The 18,020-nt window shown below is 71.4% G+C and carries 16 protein-coding genes, 2 tRNA genes, 1 other RNA gene and 1 pseudogene; 5 read left to right on the forward strand and 15 right to left on the reverse strand.

Translation table 11 applies throughout. The features are described 5' to 3' along the window. The first annotated feature begins 25 nt into the window (after positions 1–25). The 4 genes from AB0761_RS18375 to AB0761_RS18390 all read left to right on the forward strand — a co-directional run bounded on the left by AB0761_RS18375 (position 26) and on the right by AB0761_RS18390 (position 3,840). Positions 26–952, forward strand: a complete 927-nt coding sequence (locus AB0761_RS18375) for a D-alanyl-D-alanine carboxypeptidase family protein (protein WP_377270142.1) — start codon at positions 26–28, stop codon at positions 950–952. 126 nt (positions 953–1,078) lie between these two features. Continuing rightward, positions 1,079–2,020, forward strand: coding sequence for a metallophosphoesterase (locus tag AB0761_RS18380; RefSeq protein WP_377270143.1), 942 nt, complete (start codon positions 1,079–1,081; stop codon positions 2,018–2,020). Positions 2,021–2,120: 100 nt separating this feature from the next. Next, positions 2,121–2,194 (forward strand) — tRNA-Pro (locus tag AB0761_RS18385). A gap of 311 nt (positions 2,195–2,505) precedes the next feature. Beyond that, positions 2,506–3,840: an FG-GAP repeat protein gene (locus AB0761_RS18390; RefSeq protein ID WP_377270144.1), complete on the forward strand. Its 1,335-nt coding sequence runs from the start codon at positions 2,506–2,508 to the stop codon at positions 3,838–3,840. A 439-nt stretch (positions 3,841–4,279) separates the two neighbouring features. On the opposite strand, the gene AB0761_RS18395 is transcribed toward AB0761_RS18390, so the two are convergent. The 13 genes and pseudogenes from AB0761_RS18395 to ffs form a co-directional block, all read right to left on the reverse strand. After that, positions 4,280–4,933, reverse strand: a complete 654-nt coding sequence (locus AB0761_RS18395) for a GAP family protein (RefSeq protein ID WP_377270145.1) — start codon at positions 4,931–4,933, stop codon at positions 4,280–4,282. 124 nt (positions 4,934–5,057) lie between these two features. Further along, complete coding sequence (locus AB0761_RS18400; protein WP_377270146.1) at positions 5,058–5,543, reverse strand: DUF4097 family beta strand repeat-containing protein; 486 nt, start codon at positions 5,541–5,543, stop codon at positions 5,058–5,060. Further along, positions 5,540–5,848, reverse strand: coding sequence for a hypothetical protein (locus AB0761_RS18405; protein ID WP_377270147.1), 309 nt, complete (start codon positions 5,846–5,848; stop codon positions 5,540–5,542). Before AB0761_RS18405 ends, AB0761_RS18400 begins: the two co-directional genes overlap by 4 nt. 153 nt (positions 5,849–6,001) lie before the next feature. Beyond that, on the reverse strand, positions 6,002–6,850 hold the full coding sequence (locus AB0761_RS18410; protein ID WP_377270148.1) for an SURF1 family protein: 849 nt from the start codon (positions 6,848–6,850) through the stop codon (positions 6,002–6,004). A 143-nt stretch (positions 6,851–6,993) separates the two neighbouring features. Next, entirely contained in the window at positions 6,994–8,355 is a 1,362-nt protein-coding gene (locus AB0761_RS18415) for a hypothetical protein (protein ID WP_377270149.1), read from the reverse strand. Next, entirely contained in the window at positions 8,352–8,918 is a 567-nt protein-coding gene (locus AB0761_RS18420; protein WP_377270150.1) for a SigE family RNA polymerase sigma factor, read from the reverse strand. The genes AB0761_RS18415 and AB0761_RS18420 overlap by 4 nt, the downstream gene beginning before the upstream one ends. A gap of 482 nt (positions 8,919–9,400) precedes the next feature. Continuing rightward, positions 9,401–10,470 (reverse strand): annotated as a pseudogene (locus AB0761_RS18425) (aspartate-semialdehyde dehydrogenase). Next, positions 10,467–11,747, reverse strand: a complete 1,281-nt coding sequence (locus AB0761_RS18430) for an aspartate kinase (protein ID WP_377270151.1) — start codon at positions 11,745–11,747, stop codon at positions 10,467–10,469. Before AB0761_RS18430 ends, AB0761_RS18425 begins: the two are co-directional and overlap by 4 nt. A 286-nt stretch (positions 11,748–12,033) precedes the next feature. After that, complete coding sequence (locus AB0761_RS18435) at positions 12,034–12,699, reverse strand: DUF5063 domain-containing protein (protein WP_377270153.1); 666 nt, start codon at positions 12,697–12,699, stop codon at positions 12,034–12,036. Next, the gene (recR, locus tag AB0761_RS18440; RefSeq protein WP_055589989.1) at positions 12,692–13,291 is read right to left on the reverse strand and encodes a recombination mediator RecR; all 600 of its coding nucleotides are present in this window, start codon (positions 13,289–13,291) and stop codon (positions 12,692–12,694) included. The genes AB0761_RS18435 and recR overlap by 8 nt, the downstream gene beginning before the upstream one ends. 127 nt (positions 13,292–13,418) lie before the next feature. Beyond that, positions 13,419–13,766 carry a YbaB/EbfC family nucleoid-associated protein gene (locus tag AB0761_RS18445; protein ID WP_377270154.1) on the reverse strand — a complete coding sequence of 116 codons (348 nt, stop codon included), beginning with the start codon at positions 13,764–13,766 and terminating at the stop codon, positions 13,419–13,421. A gap of 88 nt (positions 13,767–13,854) precedes the next feature. Then, positions 13,855–16,029 (reverse strand): DNA polymerase III subunit gamma and tau, encoded by a 2,175-nt coding sequence (locus AB0761_RS18450; protein WP_377270155.1) that lies wholly within the window; start codon positions 16,027–16,029, stop codon positions 13,855–13,857. 61 nt (positions 16,030–16,090) lie between these two features. Beyond that, positions 16,091–16,181: signal recognition particle sRNA small type (gene ffs / locus AB0761_RS18455), an RNA gene on the reverse strand. A gap of 110 nt (positions 16,182–16,291) precedes the next feature. Between ffs and AB0761_RS18460 the strand changes: the two genes are divergently transcribed. Next, positions 16,292–16,376 (forward strand) — tRNA-Ser (locus tag AB0761_RS18460). Between the two features lie 324 nt (positions 16,377–16,700). On the opposite strand, the gene AB0761_RS18465 is transcribed toward AB0761_RS18460, so the two are convergent. Both AB0761_RS18465 and AB0761_RS18470 read right to left on the reverse strand, forming a co-directional pair. Further along, a complete protein-coding gene (locus tag AB0761_RS18465; RefSeq protein WP_377270157.1) occupies positions 16,701–17,381 on the reverse strand; it encodes a hypothetical protein in 681 nt (226 codons plus the stop codon). Continuing rightward, positions 17,378–17,974: an RNA polymerase sigma factor gene (locus AB0761_RS18470; RefSeq protein WP_377270158.1), complete on the reverse strand. Its 597-nt coding sequence runs from the start codon at positions 17,972–17,974 to the stop codon at positions 17,378–17,380. Before AB0761_RS18470 ends, AB0761_RS18465 begins: the two co-directional genes overlap by 4 nt. Positions 17,975–18,020 lie beyond the last annotated feature (46 nt).

Here is an 18,020-nt window from a genome sequence, read left to right on the forward strand (position 1 = left end):
TCAGATGTTCTGAAACGGAGCACCCATGAGATCCGGGTACACCGGCATCCGGCGCCTGGCCGCCGCCCTGACCACCGCCGCCGCGCTGCTGGCCGTGGTGCCGGCCGCATCGGCCCAGGCCGCCACCGGACCGTCCGGCATCAGCGCCCGTGGGGCCGTCCTGATCAACGCCACCACCGGCAAGGCCCTCTGGGGCAAGGGCGCCGACACCAGCCGGCCGATGGCCAGCACCACCAAGATCATGACGGCCACAGTGGTGATGACCACCAAGGGCCTCAACCTCGACCGCAAGATCACCATCAAGAAGGAGTACCGCAGTTACGTCGCCGCCAAGGGTGCCTCCAGCGCCGACCTGCGCACCGGCGACAAGCTCACCGTCCGCCAGCTGCTCTACGCCATGATGCTGCCCTCGGGCTGCGACGCCGCCTACGCCCTGGCCGACAACTTCGGCACCGGCAAGACCATCGCCGCACGCACCGCCAACTTCATCTCCAAGATGAACGCCAAGGCCAAGGCGCTGGGCCTGAAGGGGACCCACTTCGACTCCTTCGACGGCATATCCCCCACGGGCAAGAACTACATCACCCCGCGGTCGCTGGCCCTGCTCACCCGGTTCGCCCTGCACAGCGGCAACATCCGCACCATCGTCGCCACCACCAAGACCCGCCAGAAGGCCACCAACGGCCGCATCTACACCTGGTACAACACCAACCAGCTGCTCGGCGCCTACAAGGGCGTCACCGGCGTGAAGACGGGCACCAGCACCCCCTCCGGCCCCTGCCTGGTCTTCGCCGCCACCCGCAACGGCCGCCCGGTGATCGGCGTCCTGCTCTACGACAGCAGCCGCTTCACCGACGCCGCCAAGATCCTCAACTGGACCTACGGCGTGAAGGCATCGGCCCGCAGCACCTTTGTGCCGCGCCGCCTGCCCGCCGGTGTGCCCACCGACTGATCCGGAGCCCCTGTGTGCGGGTCCCACCCCCGTGGGTGGGACCCGCCCCTCGGCCGCGGGCGCCCCTCGCCCGTCCGAACGCCCCTCGGCCGTCTGCGACCACGCACCGTCTGCGACCATGGACCGATGCGACCGCTGTACGCCGTGCCCCTGGGAATCGCCGCCACCGGCGCCGCCTGCTTCGCCTACGCCGCGGGGTACGAGGTGCGGGCCTTCCGCCTCCGCCGGATCGAGGTACCGGTGCTGCCGCGCGGCGCCCGCCCCCTGCGGGTCCTGCAGGTCTCGGACATCCACATGGTCTCCGGGCAGCGCCGCAAGCAGCGCTGGCTGCAGAGCCTCGCCTCGCTCCGCCCCGACCTGGTGGTCAACACCGGCGACAACCTCTCCGACCCGGAGGCCGTCCCGGAGGCGCTGGACGCCCTCGGCCCGCTGCTGGAGTTCCCCGGGGCATACGTCTTCGGCTCCAACGACTACTACGGCCCGGTCGCCAAGAACCCGCTGCGCTACATCGGCGCCCGGCTCTCCGGCGACCACGGCCTGAACGCGGCCGACGGCAGCGCCCGCCGCGGTGTCTCCGGCGCCGTCCACAACCCCTGGGGACAGCTGAGGGACGGTTTCGACTCCGCCGGCTGGCTCAACCTCACCAACACCCGCGGCCGGCTCAAGGTCCGGGACCTGGAGATCGCCTTCACCGGCCTGGACGACCCCCACATCCGCCGCGACCGCTACAACGAGGTCGCCGGCGGCCCCGACACCTCCGCCGACCTGGCGCTGGCCGTGGTGCACGCGCCGTACCTGCGCGTCCTGGACGCCTTCACTGCGGACGGCTACCCCCTGGTCCTCGCGGGCCACACCCACGGCGGCCAGGTCTGCGTCCCCTTCTACGGCGCCCTGGTCACCAACTGCGACATCGACCCGGACCGGGTCAAGGGCCTCTCCACCCACACCGCCGGAGGCCACACCTCCTACCTGCACGTCTCCGCGGGCTGCGGCACCAACCGCTACACCCCGATCCGCTTCGCCTGCCCCCCGGAGGCCACCCTGCTCACCCTGGTCCCCCGTCCCTGACCAGCGCGCCAGGCCCCGCCGCACCGCTCCAAAACCGGATTTCGTCTCCCGCCACGGGTCCGGTAGAGTACTACTCGTCGCGACGGGAACGCTGCGACACCGGGGTGTAGCGCAGCTTGGCAGCGCGCTTCGTTCGGGACGAAGAGGCCGTGGGTTCAAATCCCGCCACCCCGACCCAGTAAGACCAGCTCAGGGCCGGTGTCCTTTCAAGGACACCGGCCCTGAGCTGCTTCTCCGGGGCTCTCTGGAGAAGATCTTGGAATCCGTCTCCGGAGCCGGCCTCCACCGCCGCCCTTTCACACGGCCGCCCAACGCGACCCCAGGTGACCCGCGGCTTATCGCCCGACGTGCGTCCAACTCCTCCGCCCACATCTCCGTGCGACCGGAGCATCCTTTCTTTTCTCTTTCCGCCCCATGCAACCCAGAGGCCCCGTCAGTGGTCCCTTCTTGAGCGGGGTATCCCGACTGACCCACAGGAGGCATCTGTGCAGAAGCACTGGCGTAACGCCCTCGCTGCAGCGGCCACTGCAGCGATCACTGGGGGGCTGGTGACGCTCTCCTCCGGCCCCGCCCAGGCCACGGCGGCACGCTACGTGGACGACTTCAACGGCGACGGCTACCGCGACTACGCCTACTACACCCCGTACACCGGTGCCGGCGCCGTGCAGATCACCTACGGCACTGCCACCGGGCCCGGCACCAGGATCCAGATCATTGACCAGGCCAGCCCCGGGGTGCCCGGTGCCAACGAGTGGGACGACGAATTCGGCTTGGCCATGGTCGGCGCCGACTTCAACAAGGACGGCTATGCGGACCTTGCGGTGGGCTCGCCCGGCGAGAATGTCTCCGGGCACTCCTTCCAGGGCGCCGTCACTGTTCTCTGGGGTTCGGCCGCAGGTCTCTCCGGCGGCACCGCCGTCCCCAACAAGCACCCGCAGAGTTCCGCGCAGTTCGGCTCGTCGCTCGCCGCGGGCGACTTCAACGGTGACGGCTCGCCCGACCTGGCCGCCGTCAACGGCCGGGACGCCTATGTCTACCGCGGACCCTTCACCAAGTCCGGAACCGCCGGCAGCGTCACCCGGCTGACCCGTGATGACCTCCACGCCGAGCGGCTGGTGGCGGGCAAGGTGACCAAGGACGCCGCCACCGACCTGCTGGTCATCGGTGAGGTGGACGGCTCCGACCACACCGCCCCGGGTGCCTGGTTCGTCCGGGGCGGCACCACGTTGACCAGCGGGACCACGCTCAAGCCCGGCTACGGCGAAGGGCCCTACGGGGTCACCGGCGTGATCGCTGACTTCAACCACGACGGCTACGGCGACATCGTCCTGGGCGACCCCAACGCTGACAGCGGGAAGGGCGCTGTGTACGTATGGAAGGGCGCCTCGACCGGTCCGGGCAGCGGGGTGAAGATCACCCAGGCGACCACCGGGGTGAGCGGCAGCCCGGAAGTCAACGACTGGTTCGGTACGCGTCTCTCCGTCGGCGACGTCAACGGCGACTCCTATCCGGACCTGGCTGTCAGCGTCCCGGGCGAGGACCTCGACGGCAAGGCCGACGCCGGGATGCTGCACATCCTGCGCGGCGGCGCCACCGGTCTGACCGGTGCCCACTCCCAGGGGCTGGCCGCGAGCACCGCGGGCGTCCCCGGCGCAGTGGAGGCCGGCGCAAGCTTCGGTGGCTATCTGCGGCTCCGCGACGCCAACCGGGACGGGTACGCGGACCTGTTCACCGACTACCTGCGCTTCCGGGGCTCCGCTTCCGGGATCAGCACCAGCGGGGTGCAATCCACCTCGCTCGGCCCCGACTTCATGGAGTAACCGCCTACCGGTCACCCAAACCGGGGTGAGCGGTGCCGGACGACCAGGCGAATCCGCACCGGGGACGGGACGCCGGGTTGCCGTGGGACGCCCATGTGAGCCGACCGGCGCCGGAAACACGGAGCGAGGAGGAGCGCGGACGGGCGCGCCCCCACGGATCGTCAGGGGATCGACGCGCCCCGCCGGCCAAGTGCCCCAGGAGGCACCTTGGCCCAAGCCGTCGCCCGGCTGCTGGTGACAGCTGCTGTTGTGACGAGGAGAAACGAAGGGCCGGACGGTCACCCGTCCGGCCCTTCGTTGTTCCCGGACTCAATTGGGCTGGTCCGGGTCCCTCTCGGGGACGGTTCCGGGGCCCGGCGGAAGTGGCCGTCCAATTCCCGCCGCCCTCACACCCATGGATCCATATCCGTCGGCGGCACCGGACTCCGGGCAGGCGGAGTCAGAGTCCGGCTGCGCCCTCGGCGATCAGGAGGGCACCGATCGCCAGGACGACCAGAGCGGTGACGGCGGCGTTGTGGGTCGCCAGCCAGTCCTTCGCCCTGCCCAGCGGGGTGAGTACGCGCGCTCCCGCAACCACGTGGAGCAGCAGGGGAAATGCCACGGTGACGGCGGCCAGCGCGGTGAACACCACGAGGGAGGTCACAGTGCCAGCCGCGGTCAGTTCGGCGGAGCCGATGGTCAGCCCGGCTGCCGCCGCCAGGAGAAGGACCTTGGGATTGACCGCCGACATCAGCAGTCCCAGTCGCAGGGCCTTCGCGGGGGTGGCCTCGGTGAGGGTCTGCATCCACGCCGGAGCCGGCTTCTCGGCTCTGGAGCTCCACTGGCCCGCGCCGAGGAAGAACAGGACCACACCGAGCCCTGTCTTGGTCCAGGAAGCCCAGGTGGGCGTCTCCTCGCTCCGTTCGATCACGGAGGCGAGAGCAGTGAAAACGGCCGCCGCCACAAGGATTCCGGCCACCCAGCCGACCAGGAAGGCACCGCTGGTCGTCCTCGCGCGGGGCGTGAACAGCAGCAGGATCGCCGGGACGACCGGGAAGGGAGACAACGCGATCCCCATCGCGAGGGGTGCCACCTCGCCGATCACCACACTCATGGGTCACCTTCACCGGCTCGCGACGACCCCCGTCGAAGCTAGCGCGGCAGCACGACTGTCACCGCACGACACACTCGCCTCCGTCCGCGGCTGCCTCCCGACGCGGGCAGCGGCACCGCAGCACTCAGGCGCCGTCCCGCAGCAGGGTGACGTCACCCGTGGTGGTGGAGGCGGAGATGACGCGGGAGCTGCCCGGGGTGTCGGGCGTGCCGTCGTGCTCGATGTCGCCGACCGACGACTCCAGCTTCAGGTGGTAGCCCGGCGACCCATCCGGGATGTGCAGGGACACGTCCCCCTGGGTGCTGGTCGCCCGGACACCGGTCGGCGCCTGGGCGAAGGAGAGGTCGATGTCGCCGTTGGTGGCACCGGCGGTGGTCTGCACGGCCCCGATTCCCGTCGCCGAGACGTCACCGTTGGTGCTCACCAGGGAGAGTGGTCCCCGGTTGCCGGAGGCGCTGATGTCGCCGTTGGTGGTGGTGACGCTCAGCGGCGTGGTGAAGCCGCTCGCGTCGACGTCCCCGTTGTCGCCGTGCACGGTGACCGTGACCCCGCGTGGCACCTGCACCAGGTCGTGGACGCTGCAGGAGCCGATCCCCCAGCCGCAGTTCACCTTGAGGCGGAGGGTGCCCCGTTCATCGACCAGGAGATGGCCGGCTTGCCCCCGCCGGCCTTCCACACCTTGATCCGCCGCTCCGCCTGCACCCGGTCGACGTCGGCGGGGGTGAGGGTGAGGTCCGCGTTGTCGGTCTCGATGACCAGGGTCCGGCCCGGCAGGGCGAAGGATCGGTGGTCCGGCTGCGGATCGCTGTCCGCGTCGGCGGAACAGGCTGTCGCGGCGGCCGCGAGCAGTGCGGCGGACAGCAGTGCTGCGGCGGGACGCAGCAGAGTGCGCGTACGGGTCCCGTTGGTAGGCATCGTCGGTCTCTCCCCCTGAGTGGCGTGGACACCACGCTAGGACAGCGGGGGAGGCGTCTCGATCCGGTGCGCCGGTGGGTCCGGGGTGGGGGAAACCCCCGTACGGCGTCGCCGTCCTCGCGGTACACCGCCGACGGACCCGGCGTGGGGCGGTCAGGCGGTGGGCCCGCCGACCGGGTCCGGCGCGGCCGAGGCCACCGGCTCCGGCTGATCCGGCTGTTCTGGCTGTTCTGGCTGTTCCGGGAGCAGCCCGAGGGCCCGGTCGCGGGCGTCCTCGGACTCCCGGCGGACCAGCCGGAACCACATGAAGCCCGCGAAGCCCGCAAAGACGAACCACTCCAGGGTGTAGCCCAGGTTCTGGAAGGCCCGCAGGGTGAGACCGCCGCCGCCTTCCGGCTGCACTGTCGGTACGGCGGTGAGGCCCGCCGGGGCCACGTCGGCGGCAACCCACCCGTCGTACACCGGGTACGGCAGAACATTGACCAGTGTGGCCGGGCTGATCATGCCCAGTTGGCCGGTCGGCAGACCGCCCGCGACAGCGCCCTCGGTGTCGCTGCTCTCCGGGGCCTGCAGCCGCCCGGTGACGGTCACCTGTCCGGTCGGGGCGGGGGTGGAGGCCCCGGCGGTCGACGGGTCGCCCGGGTGCCAGCCGCGCACCACGGCGACGGCACGGCCGTCGGCTGTGCGCAGCGGGGTCAGGAGGTAGTAGCCCTGGTGGCCGTCGACGGTGCGCTGCGGTACCAGCAGTTGGTGGGCGGTGTCATAGCGGCCGGTCGCGGTGACGGTGCGGCCCACGGTGTCGGTGCGGACCTCGGCGGGTGTGCCGAGCACCTGGGTGAGCGGGGCGGCGGCGGCGGTCACCGGTCCGGTGGTGTGGTGGGTGTCCACCCGCGACTGGAACCGCCCGAGCTGCCAGGTCCCCAACCACAGGCAGGCCACCACCGCGGCCACGGTGGCCAGGGTGGCGCCGATCCAGCGCGGGGTCAGGAGGAACCGGTACACACCACCACGGTAACCAGCGCGCTGCCGCCGCGTGCACGAGGGGCCTCGGAGGGCCGCGGCGAGCCGGCCGCGGCACTGCCGAGCCGCCCGATGAGCAGGGTCGAGCGGGTCAGCCGAGTAGAACGGTCGGCGGGGTCGGGCGTTCAGTCGACGGGCAGTGGCCCTGTGCGGTAGACGGTCCCCGCGCAGGCGCCGGGGATGGTCGCCGGGCCCACGGCGGGCGCGCCGGCGGCCGGGGTGTGGCTGAGACTGACGCTGCTCTCGGGCGGCCCGGGGCCGTCGGTGGCGTCGGCCTGGACAGCCGTGCCCTGGGAACTGCTCCCGGTGGTGGCGCCGCTCTCCGGGCTGGACGATGCGCTGGGCGAGGAGCTGGGGACGGTGGCGCAGGCGGTGCTGTTGCTGCTGTCCGGTACCCAGCCGAACCGCACCAGATAGGCGCCGCCGGGTCGCAGCACCAGGGTGTCCGGTCCGTTCGACCGGGGCAGTCCGGAAGCGGGGTCGCCGACAGTGTGGATGAGCACCGGGAAGCGGGAGGCGTCGGTCCCGACCGCCGAGCTCACCTGGACCGTACCGGCGCCCTCGACGGTGCAGGACAGCGCGGAGGAGTTGACCACGGAGAAGGAGCCGTAGACCTTGCCCGCCGCGTCGGCCGGCTCGACCTGGATGGCACCGGCACCCAGCTGGTCCACCCGGCACGTCGGAGCGGCCTCGGCGCTCTCCGTGGCGGGGGCGCTCCCGCTGGGCCCGCTGCCCGGGTGGCTCTGGGGCCGCCCGTCGACCGCCCCTGCGGCTGTGGTCGGGCGGTCCGCGCCTGGCCCGCGCCCGTCGGTGCCCAGCGTGGAGGCGACGGCGTCGGGGGCCGAGACATCCGGTCGGGGCGTCGTGGCGTCGCCGCCCTGACGTGTGGGGGCCCGGTCGGCCTCGCCGAAGGATGCCACCGGGCGGGTCGCCGAAACATGGTCGGCGGTGTCGGCACCGACCGCGGTCCGCAGCGCGGGCACGGCTGCCGCCGCGAGCAGCAGCACCGCCGCCGCGCCACCCCAGGCCTGGCGGCGGCGGGTGCGGCGCTGCGGTACGGCGCGCTGGATGCGCTGCAGGGCGTCGGGGGTGGGCTGCAGGCCGCCCACTGCCCGGTGCAGCATGGCGCGGACCTCCTGCTCGGCCGCGTCCAGGTCGTCGCCGGCGCTGTCGAGGTCATGGATGCCGTCGGTGCGGGGGCCGGGTACCGGGCGGGCCGCGGAGGGGGAGGCGCCGCGCACCAGCCGCAGGTAGGCGGGTGACGGTGGCTGCGGGCTGCCGGCCGGCGCCGGCTTCTCGGCCGGCGGCCTGCGGTCCGCCCGGTCCTGGCCCGGCTGCCCGGCCGCACCGGGGTGGTCGGCTGCACCGGGGAGGTCGGCTGCGCGGGCGTGGTCGTCCGCGCCGGGGAGGTCCGCCCCTCCCGGCAGACCAGTCGCACCGGAGTGGTCGGCGGTCGGCGGTGTGCCGTGGTGTTCGTCGCCGTTCATGCCTGTGCCTCCATGCGGATGCGCAGCGCCGCCAGGCCGCGCGATCCGTAGGCCTTGACCGAACCGACGGAGATGCCCAGCGTCTCGGCGACCTGAGCTTCCGTCATATCGGCGAAGTACCGCAGCACCAGGACCTCGCGCTGGCGGCGCTGCAGGCCGCGCAGGGCGGCCTTCAGCTGGTCCCGCTCCAGCGCCTCGTAGGCGCCTTCCTCGGCGCTCGCCATGTCCGGCATGGGCTTGGGCAGCAGCCGCAGGCCCAGGATGCGACGGCGCAGCGCGGAGCGGGAGAGGTTGACCACGGTCTGCCGCAGATAGGCGAGGGTCTTCTCGGGCTCACGGACGCGTCGGCGGGCCGCGTGCACCCTGATGAACGCCTCCTGCACGACGTCCTCGCAGGAGGCGGTGTCGTCGAGCAGCAGGGCGGCCAGGCCCAGCAGGGAGCGGTAGTGGGCCCGGTAGGTGTCGGTGAGCAGGTCGACGCTGGTCCCCTCGGCGATCGCATCCACCGGGGCCGCCGCACCGCGTTCAACGGGTCTGCGCACGGCGGGGAAGGGCGTGATCACGGCTGCTCCACCGGGCGTCGCGGGCGACGGCACCGGGGCGGCTGCCGGAGCGAGGGCGAACAGGACCGGTTTCCTCGGGGGTGCGGAGCGGGCGGACGGTACGGCAGCGAGCAGACCGGCGTGCCGGGCCGCGCCGGTGCCCGATACGGCCCGGCCGTTCGCCGGACCGCGGCCCCTGCTCTGCATACCCAGCATCTCCGCCACGACTGTTGGACACTCGACCCCCCGTCACGGTTGTGCTCCCCCGCGGACTTTCCCCAGGCCGCCCCCGCCGTGAGGGGCGCGCCGGACACCGGTGGAGGCACCACCGTACGCGTGCGTGGTCCGGGCATGGCGGTGGCCCCTCCTGCGGTGTGCGTGCATCGGTGCTGTTCCGGGGCTATCCGGACAAAGCAGAGCCCCCTCGGGGAGTTCTGAGAACTCCCCGAGGGGGACACGCACCCAGGGCGCGAACGGTTGCGTACGAATCGCAGCCGCGTCGGTCAGCCGGCGGTGAACTCCGCCGCGACCAGCTCGGCGATCTGAGCGGTGTTCAGCGCCGCTCCCTTGCGCAGGTTGTCGCCGCAGAGGAAGAGGTCCAGCGCGTACGGGTCGTCGATCGCCCGGCGGACCCGGCCGACCCAGGTGGGGTCGGTGCCGACGACGTCGTTCGGGGTGGGGAACTCCCCGGCGCCCGGATTGTCGTACAGCACCACACCGGGGGCGTCACGCAGGATCTCGTGCGCCCGCTCGACGGAGACCTCGTTCTCGAAGACCGCGTGCACGGCCAGCGAGTGGGTGGTGATCACCGGGATGCGGACACAGGTCGCGGAGACCCGCAGCCCCGGCAGCCCGAGGATCTTGCGGGACTCGTTGCGGACCTTGAGCTCCTCGGAGGACCAGCCGTCCTCCTTGAGCGACCCGGCCCACGGCACCGCGTTGAGCGCCAGCGGGGCGGGGAAGGGGCCGGTGTCGCCGACGGCGGCCCGCAGGTCGCCGGTGGCGGTGCCCAGGTCGGTGCCGGCCACCTTGGCGATCTGGTCGCGCAGGGTGTCGATGCCGGGCTGGCCGGCGCCGGAGGCCGCCTGGTACGAGGCGACGACCAGCTCCTTGAGGCCGAACTCCGAGTGCAGCGCCCCCAGCGCGACGATCATGGAGAGCGTGGTGCAGTTGGGGTTGGAGATGATGCCGCGCGGACGCATCCGGGCCGCCGGGGCATTCACCTCGGGGACGACCAGCGGCACCTCGTCGTCCATCCGGAAGGCGCCGGAGTTGTCGACGGCAACCGCACCCTTGGCGGCGGCGATCGGCGCCCACTGGGCGGAGACCTCGTCGGGGACGTCGAACATCGCGACGTCGACGCCCTCGAAAGCCTCCTCGGAGAGCACCACCACCTCCACCTCCTCGCCGCGCACGGTCAGCCGCTTGCCGGCCGAGCGGGGGAGGCGATCAGGCGGATCTCGCCCCAGACGTCCTCCCGGGTGGAGAGGATGTCCAGCATCACGGTGCCGACGGCGCCGGTGGCGCCGACGACGGCCAGGGTGGGCTTGCGTGCGGGGTCGGCGGCGGTCATCGGCCGGTACCTCCGTAGACGACGGCCTCGTCGGACTCCGTGTCCAGGCCGAAAGCGGTGTGGACGGCGCGCACGGCCTGGTTGACGTCCTCGGCGCGGGTGACCACGGAGATACGGATCTCCGACGTCGAGATCAGCTCGATGTTGACGCCCGCGGCCGACAGCGCCTCGAAGAACGCGGCCGTGACCCCCGGGTTGGACCGCATACCGGCCCCGACCAGGGAGATCTTGGCGATCTGGTCGTCGTAGCGGAGCGACTCGAAGCCGATGCCGACCCGGGCCTTCTCCAGCGACTCGATGGCCCGGTGGCCGTCGGTCTTCGGGAGGGTGAAGGAGATGTCGGTGAGGCCGGTTGCGGCCGCCGACACGTTCTGCACCACCATGTCGATGTTGATCTCGGCGTCCGCGATGGCCCGGAAGATCCGCGCCGCCTCGCCCGGCTTGTCCGGCACCCCCACGACCGTGACCTTGGCCTCGGACGTGTCATGGGCGACTCCGGAGATGATCGCCTGCTCCATCTCGCCCCCTTCGGGCTTCGTCGGCTTCTCGTTGCTCACCCAGGTGCCCACATGGCCGGAGAACGACGACCGCACGTGGATGGGCATGTTGTAGCGGCGCGCATACTCCACACAGCGGTGCAGCAACACCTTGGATCCCGAGGATGCCAGCTCCAGCATGTCCTCGTATGCGATCCAGTCGATCTTCCGGGCCTTCTTGACCACCCGCGGGTCGGCGGTGAAGACGCCGTCCACATCGGTGTAGATCTCGCAGACCTCGGCGTCCAGCGCGGCGGCCAGCGCCACCGCGGTGGTGTCCGAGCCGCCGCGGCCCAGGGTGGTGATGTCCTTGCTGTCCTGGGAGACACCCTGGAAGCCGGCCACGATCGCAATGTTGCCCTTGTCGAGGGCGGTGCGGATACGGCCCGGCGTCACGTCGATGATGCGCGCTTTGTTGTGGACCGAGTCGGTGATCACGCCGGCCTGGCTGCCGGTGAACGACTGGGCCTCGTGGCCCAGGGATTTGATCGCCATCGCCAGCAGCGCCATGGAGATGCGCTCTCCGGCGGTCAGCAGCATGTCGAGCTCGCGGCCGGCAGGGATGGGGGACACCTGCTCCGCGAGGTCGATGAGCTCGTCCGTAGTGTCGCCCATCGCGGACACCACGACGACGACCTCATGGCCGGCCTTCTTGGTGTCCACGATTCGGCGGGCGACGCGCTTGATGCCTTCGGCATCCGCAACGGAGGAGCCGCCGTACTTCTGCACGACAAGGCCCACGTGCGCTCCTCGATCAGTGTGTCTAGCGGTCGCCCCAGTCTAACGAGCGCGCCCCCGCCGCCACCGCGATTCCAGATGGTGAGACAAGCGTTCCATTGATCGGTCGTATGAGAGGTCTTGCGACCGCTCGCACGAACGTGTCCACGGTCCCGCTTGCGGTGTGCGTCCTGCGGGTGTTCGTCCTGCGGGTGTTCGTCCTGCGGTGTTCACCGTGCGGGGTGTTCGTTGTGGGGTGTTCGTTTCGGGGTCGCACGACCGGTCCCGGCAGCGCGACCCCGGACCCTGCTCAGCCGACCCGGCCGTGCCTGCCCAGCTCGGCCGCCATCAGCGCGCCCGCCTGCGCCTCGAGCTGCTCGTCGGTGAGGCCGTCGTCATCGGTGTCGGTGCCGTCCGGGATGTCACCCAGCGGACTGTCCAGCCGGACGTGCGCCACCAGCGACTGCAGGGCGCGCAGCACTCCGGTGCAGGTCAACCCCCAGTTGGAGAGGTAGGAGAACTGCCACCACCAGATGGCCTCGCTGATCCGGCCCTCCCGGTAGTGGGTCAGACCGTGGCGCAGATCGGTGACCACCCCGGCCAGATCGTCCGAGATCCGGAAGGTGGCCGGCTTCTCCGGCGGCCCGTACGGGTCGAAGACCTCGTGGTAGACGTCGATCGGCGCCAGCAGCCCGGCGAGCTTCTCGCGCAGCTCGTCGCCGTCCGGCTCCGGGCCCGCGTCCGGCTCGAACCGGTCGTCCGGGACGACATCCTCGACCGCGCCCAGACGGCCTCCGGCCAGCAGCAGCTGGGAGACCTCCAGCAGCAGCAGGGAGACCGCGCTGCCGGGCTCGTCGCCCTTGGCGATCTCGTTCACCGCCAGCACAAAGCTGTTGATGGAGTCGGCGATCTGCACCGAGAACTCGTCCGGCTCCGCGCCGGGGGCATGGCCTGAGATGTGTACGGCTTCAGACATCGAGCAGTCGTCTCCCTTCGAAGGCCCGTCCGAGGGTGACCTCGTCGGCGTACTCCAGGTCTCCTCCGACCGGCAGGCCGCTGGCCAGGCGGGTCACCTTCAGGCCCATCGGCTTGCACAGCCGGGCCAGATAGGTGGCGGTCGCCTCCCCTTCAAGGTTGGGGTCGGTGGCCAGAATCAGCTCGGTGACCGTGCCGTCCGCAAGCCGGGTCAGCAGCTCGCGGATCCGCAGATCGTCGGGGCCCACGCCCTCGATGGGGCTGATCGCCCCGCCGAGCACGTGGTAGCGGCCGCGGAACTCCCGGGTGCGCTCGATCGCGACCACGTCCTTGGGTTCCTCGACCACGCAGATCAGCGCCGCATCGCGGCGCGGGTCCTGGCAGACCCGGCACAACTCGGACTCGGCCACATTGCCGCAGACCGCGCAGAACCGCACCTTCTCCTTGACCTGCTGGAGAGCGTGGGCCAGCCGCCGCACATCCACCGGGTCCGCCTGCAGGATGTGGAAGGCGATCCGCTGCGCGCTCTTGGGCCCGACGCCGGGCAGCCTGCCCAGTTCGTCGATCAGGTCCTGAACCACGCCTTCGTACACGTCATGCCTTCCATGAGCCGCCGCCGGCGGCGGACGTCCGTGGCCATCATCCAACGAGCCGGGCGCCGGACACATCGTCCGACGCCCGAAACACACCAACGGTTCCCGGAACCGTCGACCCGGCAGGTCAGAACGGCAGGCCCGGGATGCCGCCGCCGGCGCCGCCGAGGCCCTGGGCGAGCGGGCCGAGCCGGTCCGACTGCAGCTTCTGCGCGGTCGCCGTCGCATCGCGTACGGCGGCCAGCACCAGGTCGGCGAGGGTCTCGGTGTCGTCCGGGTCCACCGCCGCGGGGGCGATGGTCAGCGCCACCAGCTCACCCGCGCCGGTCACCGTCGCCTCCACCAGGCCACCGCCTGCCGAGCCGTTGACCTTGGCCTCGGCCAGCTCCTGCTGGGCCTTGCCAAGCTCCTCCTGCATCTTCTGCGCCTGCTTGAGCAGCTGCTGCATATTGGGCTGGCCACCACCGGGGAACACGGCTCACTCCTTGCTGAGGACGACGGCACGGGACGCCTTACGACGCTCCGAGCCTACGTGCTCATTCGGCCCAACGTGGGACCTGGACCTACTCGTGCCGGATCTCCTCGAGCACGGTGGCACCCAGCTCCCGCACGATCAGGTCCTGACCGGAGAACGCCTCCTCGTTGAGGTCGGGGTCGTCGTCCTCCGGGATGTCGTCCTCGGGGGCCACCGGCGGCGGAGCCGCCCGGACCGGCGCCGGGGCCGGTGCAGCGGCCGCCTGGGGCCTCGGCGCGGTCTGTGCGGCAGGGGCCGGCGCGGGAGCCGGAGCCGGGGGCCTCGGCGTGTCGAAGCCTCCGCCGCCTCCGCTCCAACCGCCGCCGCCCTGCGCCGCGGGCGGCGGAGCCGGGCTGCCCGAAGGATCGACGATGCACTCGATCCGCCAGTCCGCACCGAGGGTGTCGGCGATCGCCTGGTGGAGGATCTCGTCGCTCTTGCTGTTGACGAAGCTGTCACGGGCTCCCGGATTGACGAAGGAGACCTGGAGCACACTGCCGTCAAACCCCGCCACCTGGCCGTTCTGGCTGAGCAGGATCCACGTGAAACGGCGCTTGCTCTTCACCGCGTCCAGAATCTGCGGCCACAGCTGCCTGATCTGGGCCGCCCCCTGCTGGGCTGCGGCCGCCACCTGCGGTGCCTGCGTCGGCTGGGCCGCCTGGACCGGCTGAGGAGGCGGAGCGGGGGCCGGTGCCGGTGTGGCAGCCGGGGTGGGGGCGGGCGCCGCGGCCGGGGCGCCGCCTGCGGCGGCACCGGAACCGGCGCCGGGGGTGAAACTGCGCGGTACCGGCCAGGCGCCCGGGGCGCTGGCGGGCGCGGGCGCCCCGGCAGGGGCCGGCCGGGACTGGGACGCCGCAGCAGCGGGCGCGGGGGCCGCGGAGGGGGCGGGAGCAGCCTGCACCTGCTCAGCCGAGGCCGCCGGCATCTGCGCCGCCGGTGTCTGGACCGCCGGTGTCTGGACCGCAGGTGTCTGGGGCCCCGGTGTCTGGGGCCCCGGTGTCTGGGCCGCGGGGGCGTGCACTGCCTGGACAGCGCCCCCCGCCGCCGGCAGGGCGACTCCGCCCAGCGTGGCACGGCGCTCCAGCTTGTCCAGCCGGGCCTGCAGCGAGGTCTCGTCGTTGTAGGCGCCGGGCAGCATCACCCGGGCGCAGATCAGCTCCAGCTGGAGCCGTGGCGCTGCATTGCCCCGCATCTCGGTCAGGCCGGTGTTGACGATGTCGGCGGCCCGGCTGAGCTCGGCCGGGCCGAAGGACTGCGCCTGCCGCGCCATGACCTCCACCCGGTCCGCGGGGGCGTCGATCAGCCCCTTCTCCAGCGCGTCCGGCACGGCGGCCAGGATCACCAGGTCGCGCAGGCGCTCCAGCAGATCGGCGGCGAACCGCCGCGGGTCGTGGCCGCCCTCCACCACCCCGTCCACGGCGCGGAAGACCGTCGCGCCGTCCTGTGCGGCAAAGGCGTCGACGACCTCGTCCAGCAGCGTGGCATCGGTGTAGCCCAGCAGCGCGGTGGCCATGGCATACGTCACACCCTGCTCGGCCGCACCGGCCAGCAGCTGGTCCATCACCGACATCGAATCCCGGACCGACCCGGCACCGGCCCGCACCACCAGCGGAAAGACGCTCTCCTCCACCTCGATGGACTCCCGCCCGCACACCTCTGCCAGGTAGTCGCGCAGCGTGCCAGGCGGTACCAGACGGAAGGGGTAGTGATGGGTGCGGGAGCGGATGGTCCCGATGACCTTCTCGGGCTCCGTGGTGGCGAAGATGAACTTCAGGTGCTCCGGAGGCTCCTCGACGACCTTCAGCAGCGCATTGAACCCCGCGGACGTGACCATATGGGCCTCGTCCAGGATGAAGATCTTGTACCGGCTGTGCACCGGGGCGAAGAAGGCCCGCTCGCGCAGCTCACGGGCATCGTCCACACCGCCGTGCGACGCGGCGTCGATCTCGATCACATCGATGGAGCCCGGCCCGCCGCGCGCCAGGTCGGTGCACGACTGGCAGACCCCGCACGGGGTGGGGGTGGGGCCCTGCTCGCAGTTGAGGCAGCGGGCGAGGATGCGCGCACTGGTCGTCTTGCCGCAGCCGCGTGGGCCGCTGAACAGGTAGGCGTGGTTGACCCGGTTGTTGCGGAGCGCCTGCTGGAGCGGGTCGGTCACATGCTCCTGACCGATGACCTCCGCAAAGGTCTCGGGGCGATAGCGGCGGTACAGGGCGAGAGACACGTCAACGAGGATATGGGGACGGACCGACAACCGGCGCCCTCGTCCACCACCCCGACAACGACAGGACCCCCCGTGCACCCGCCAGAGCTCACCTACCCTTGCTGCCTTCCGGCCCTGGGGGGGTTCAGCGAGATAGCGCCGCACGAGGGGCTGGCACCAGAGTAGCGGATCTCGGGCCCACTCCGAACCGCTGGTCGGGACGCGAGCACCGTCACGGGTAGTGGTTCGCGAGCACCCTCCGGCATCTAGTAAGCTCTCCCACGGAGGATTCGCCTAGAGGCCTAGGGCGCACGCTTGGAAAGCGTGTTGGGGGCAACCCCTCACGAGTTCGAATCTCGTATCCTCCGCACCTGCCCAGCTGGGCAGACGAAGGGCCCGACCGCGCTGCGGTCGGGCCCTTCGTCGCGCTGCTCAACCCCCGTTGTCCTGGTTTTTGTCCACAGGTGACTTTCCCGGGGGCCCCCAGCTGGCTTCGGCGATCTTCCGGGCCACGTCCTTGAGCATGGCGTCCGGCACGTGGAGGTACCTCCTCCGGCACACAGCCAGTCAGCCAGCCCGCGCTGCCAACCGCGGCGTCGCCGGCGACGCCAGCAGGTCCGGACGCCACCTCGGACCGTTGGTCGAGCAACTGCACGGCTTCACAGGACTTCTGGTGTTCAACAGCATGCGGGTTACCGCTGGTGGTCGGGCTGGAGGACGTCCCCGGGTTCGGCGGCAATACAGTCCGGGCCGTCGCCTGTGGCATCCGCGATCGTCATGACACCGAGGGGACGCTCGGTGTGAGCGGCGGGGAAACCGATGATCAGTGTGTCCCCGGTCGGCACGATGGACGGGTCCAGATAGACGATGGACTTGCCGTTTTCCAGGGTGCTGCGGATCTTCTTGAGGCGGATCTTCGTGGTGGCGTGGACGGAGGAGCATTCGGGATCACCGAGCAGCACCTTCGCCTGTACGCCCATGCGGGCCAGGTCCCAGCGCATGCCCTCGACCATGCGGGTCAGGTCCCGGAGGCCGGGCTTGCCGAAAGGGTCTCCAACGGTCAGCTTGACCTTGCCGCTGGCCTGCTGTTCCAAGGTGTAGGCAGCCTTGGTGATCCGGCCCAGAGGCTGGCTCGTCCCAGGGGCCTTCGCCTGGCCCCCGCCGGTATTCGCTCCGGACTGCCCGAGGGCGAGCGTGGTGGCCGCCACCACGGCCGTCAGCCCAGCAGCCACGGCGATCGGGAGCCAGCGCACCCGGCGCCTCCTCACAGGTCGGACGCCGACCATCTCTTCGGCGCTTGTCTGCTGGACGCGCTGCTGGATGTGATTCTTCAGCTCGTGCACCAACCGCTCCTCGAAGCGTTCGGGGTTCATCGGGCCTCCATCGGGGACGAGAGGAGCTGAGCAAACTCCGGGGCTGTCGTTTCCGGCGCGTCCCTTAGGGAGCGCCGGGCGCGGTGCAGCCGTACGCGGGCGGCCACCTGGTTGATGCCGAGCACCGTGGCGGCCTCCGCGACGGTCAGGCCGTCCACCGCGACCAGCTCGAGCACGGCCCGCTGGCCCGCCGGCAGTGCGGCCATGCGTGCCAGCAGTGCGCGGCAGTCCCGTTCAGCGTCGATGCGCTCTTCCAACCGGGCAATGTCGTCGCCATCCAGCAGACGACGGCCGGCGATCCGGCCTTCCGCGGCCCACGATCGGGCAGCTCGCCGGTCCTCGGCCGCCGCTACATTGCGGGCGATGCCGTGCAGCCACGCGATCGGGCTGCCCAGCTCCTCCCGATAGCCGACAGCCGCGGAGATCGCCGCCAGGAACACCTCGGCCACCAGGTCGGCCGCGGCATGCGGATCACGGCTGCGCCGAGTGGCGTACCGCAGCACCGCCTGTACGTGCTCCCGGTAGAACGCCTCAAACGCCTCCGGATCCTCGCCGATCCGCGCCACCTGATAACCGCCCGGCGGATGTCTCACATCGACTCCTCACGTCCGTCGCCTTCACCCGCTCTTGGCGCCCCAT

Origin of the sequence: Peterkaempfera podocarpi (assembly GCF_042466665.1) — a bacterium.
Classification (GTDB): domain Bacteria; phylum Actinomycetota; class Actinomycetes; order Streptomycetales; family Streptomycetaceae; genus Peterkaempfera; species Peterkaempfera podocarpi.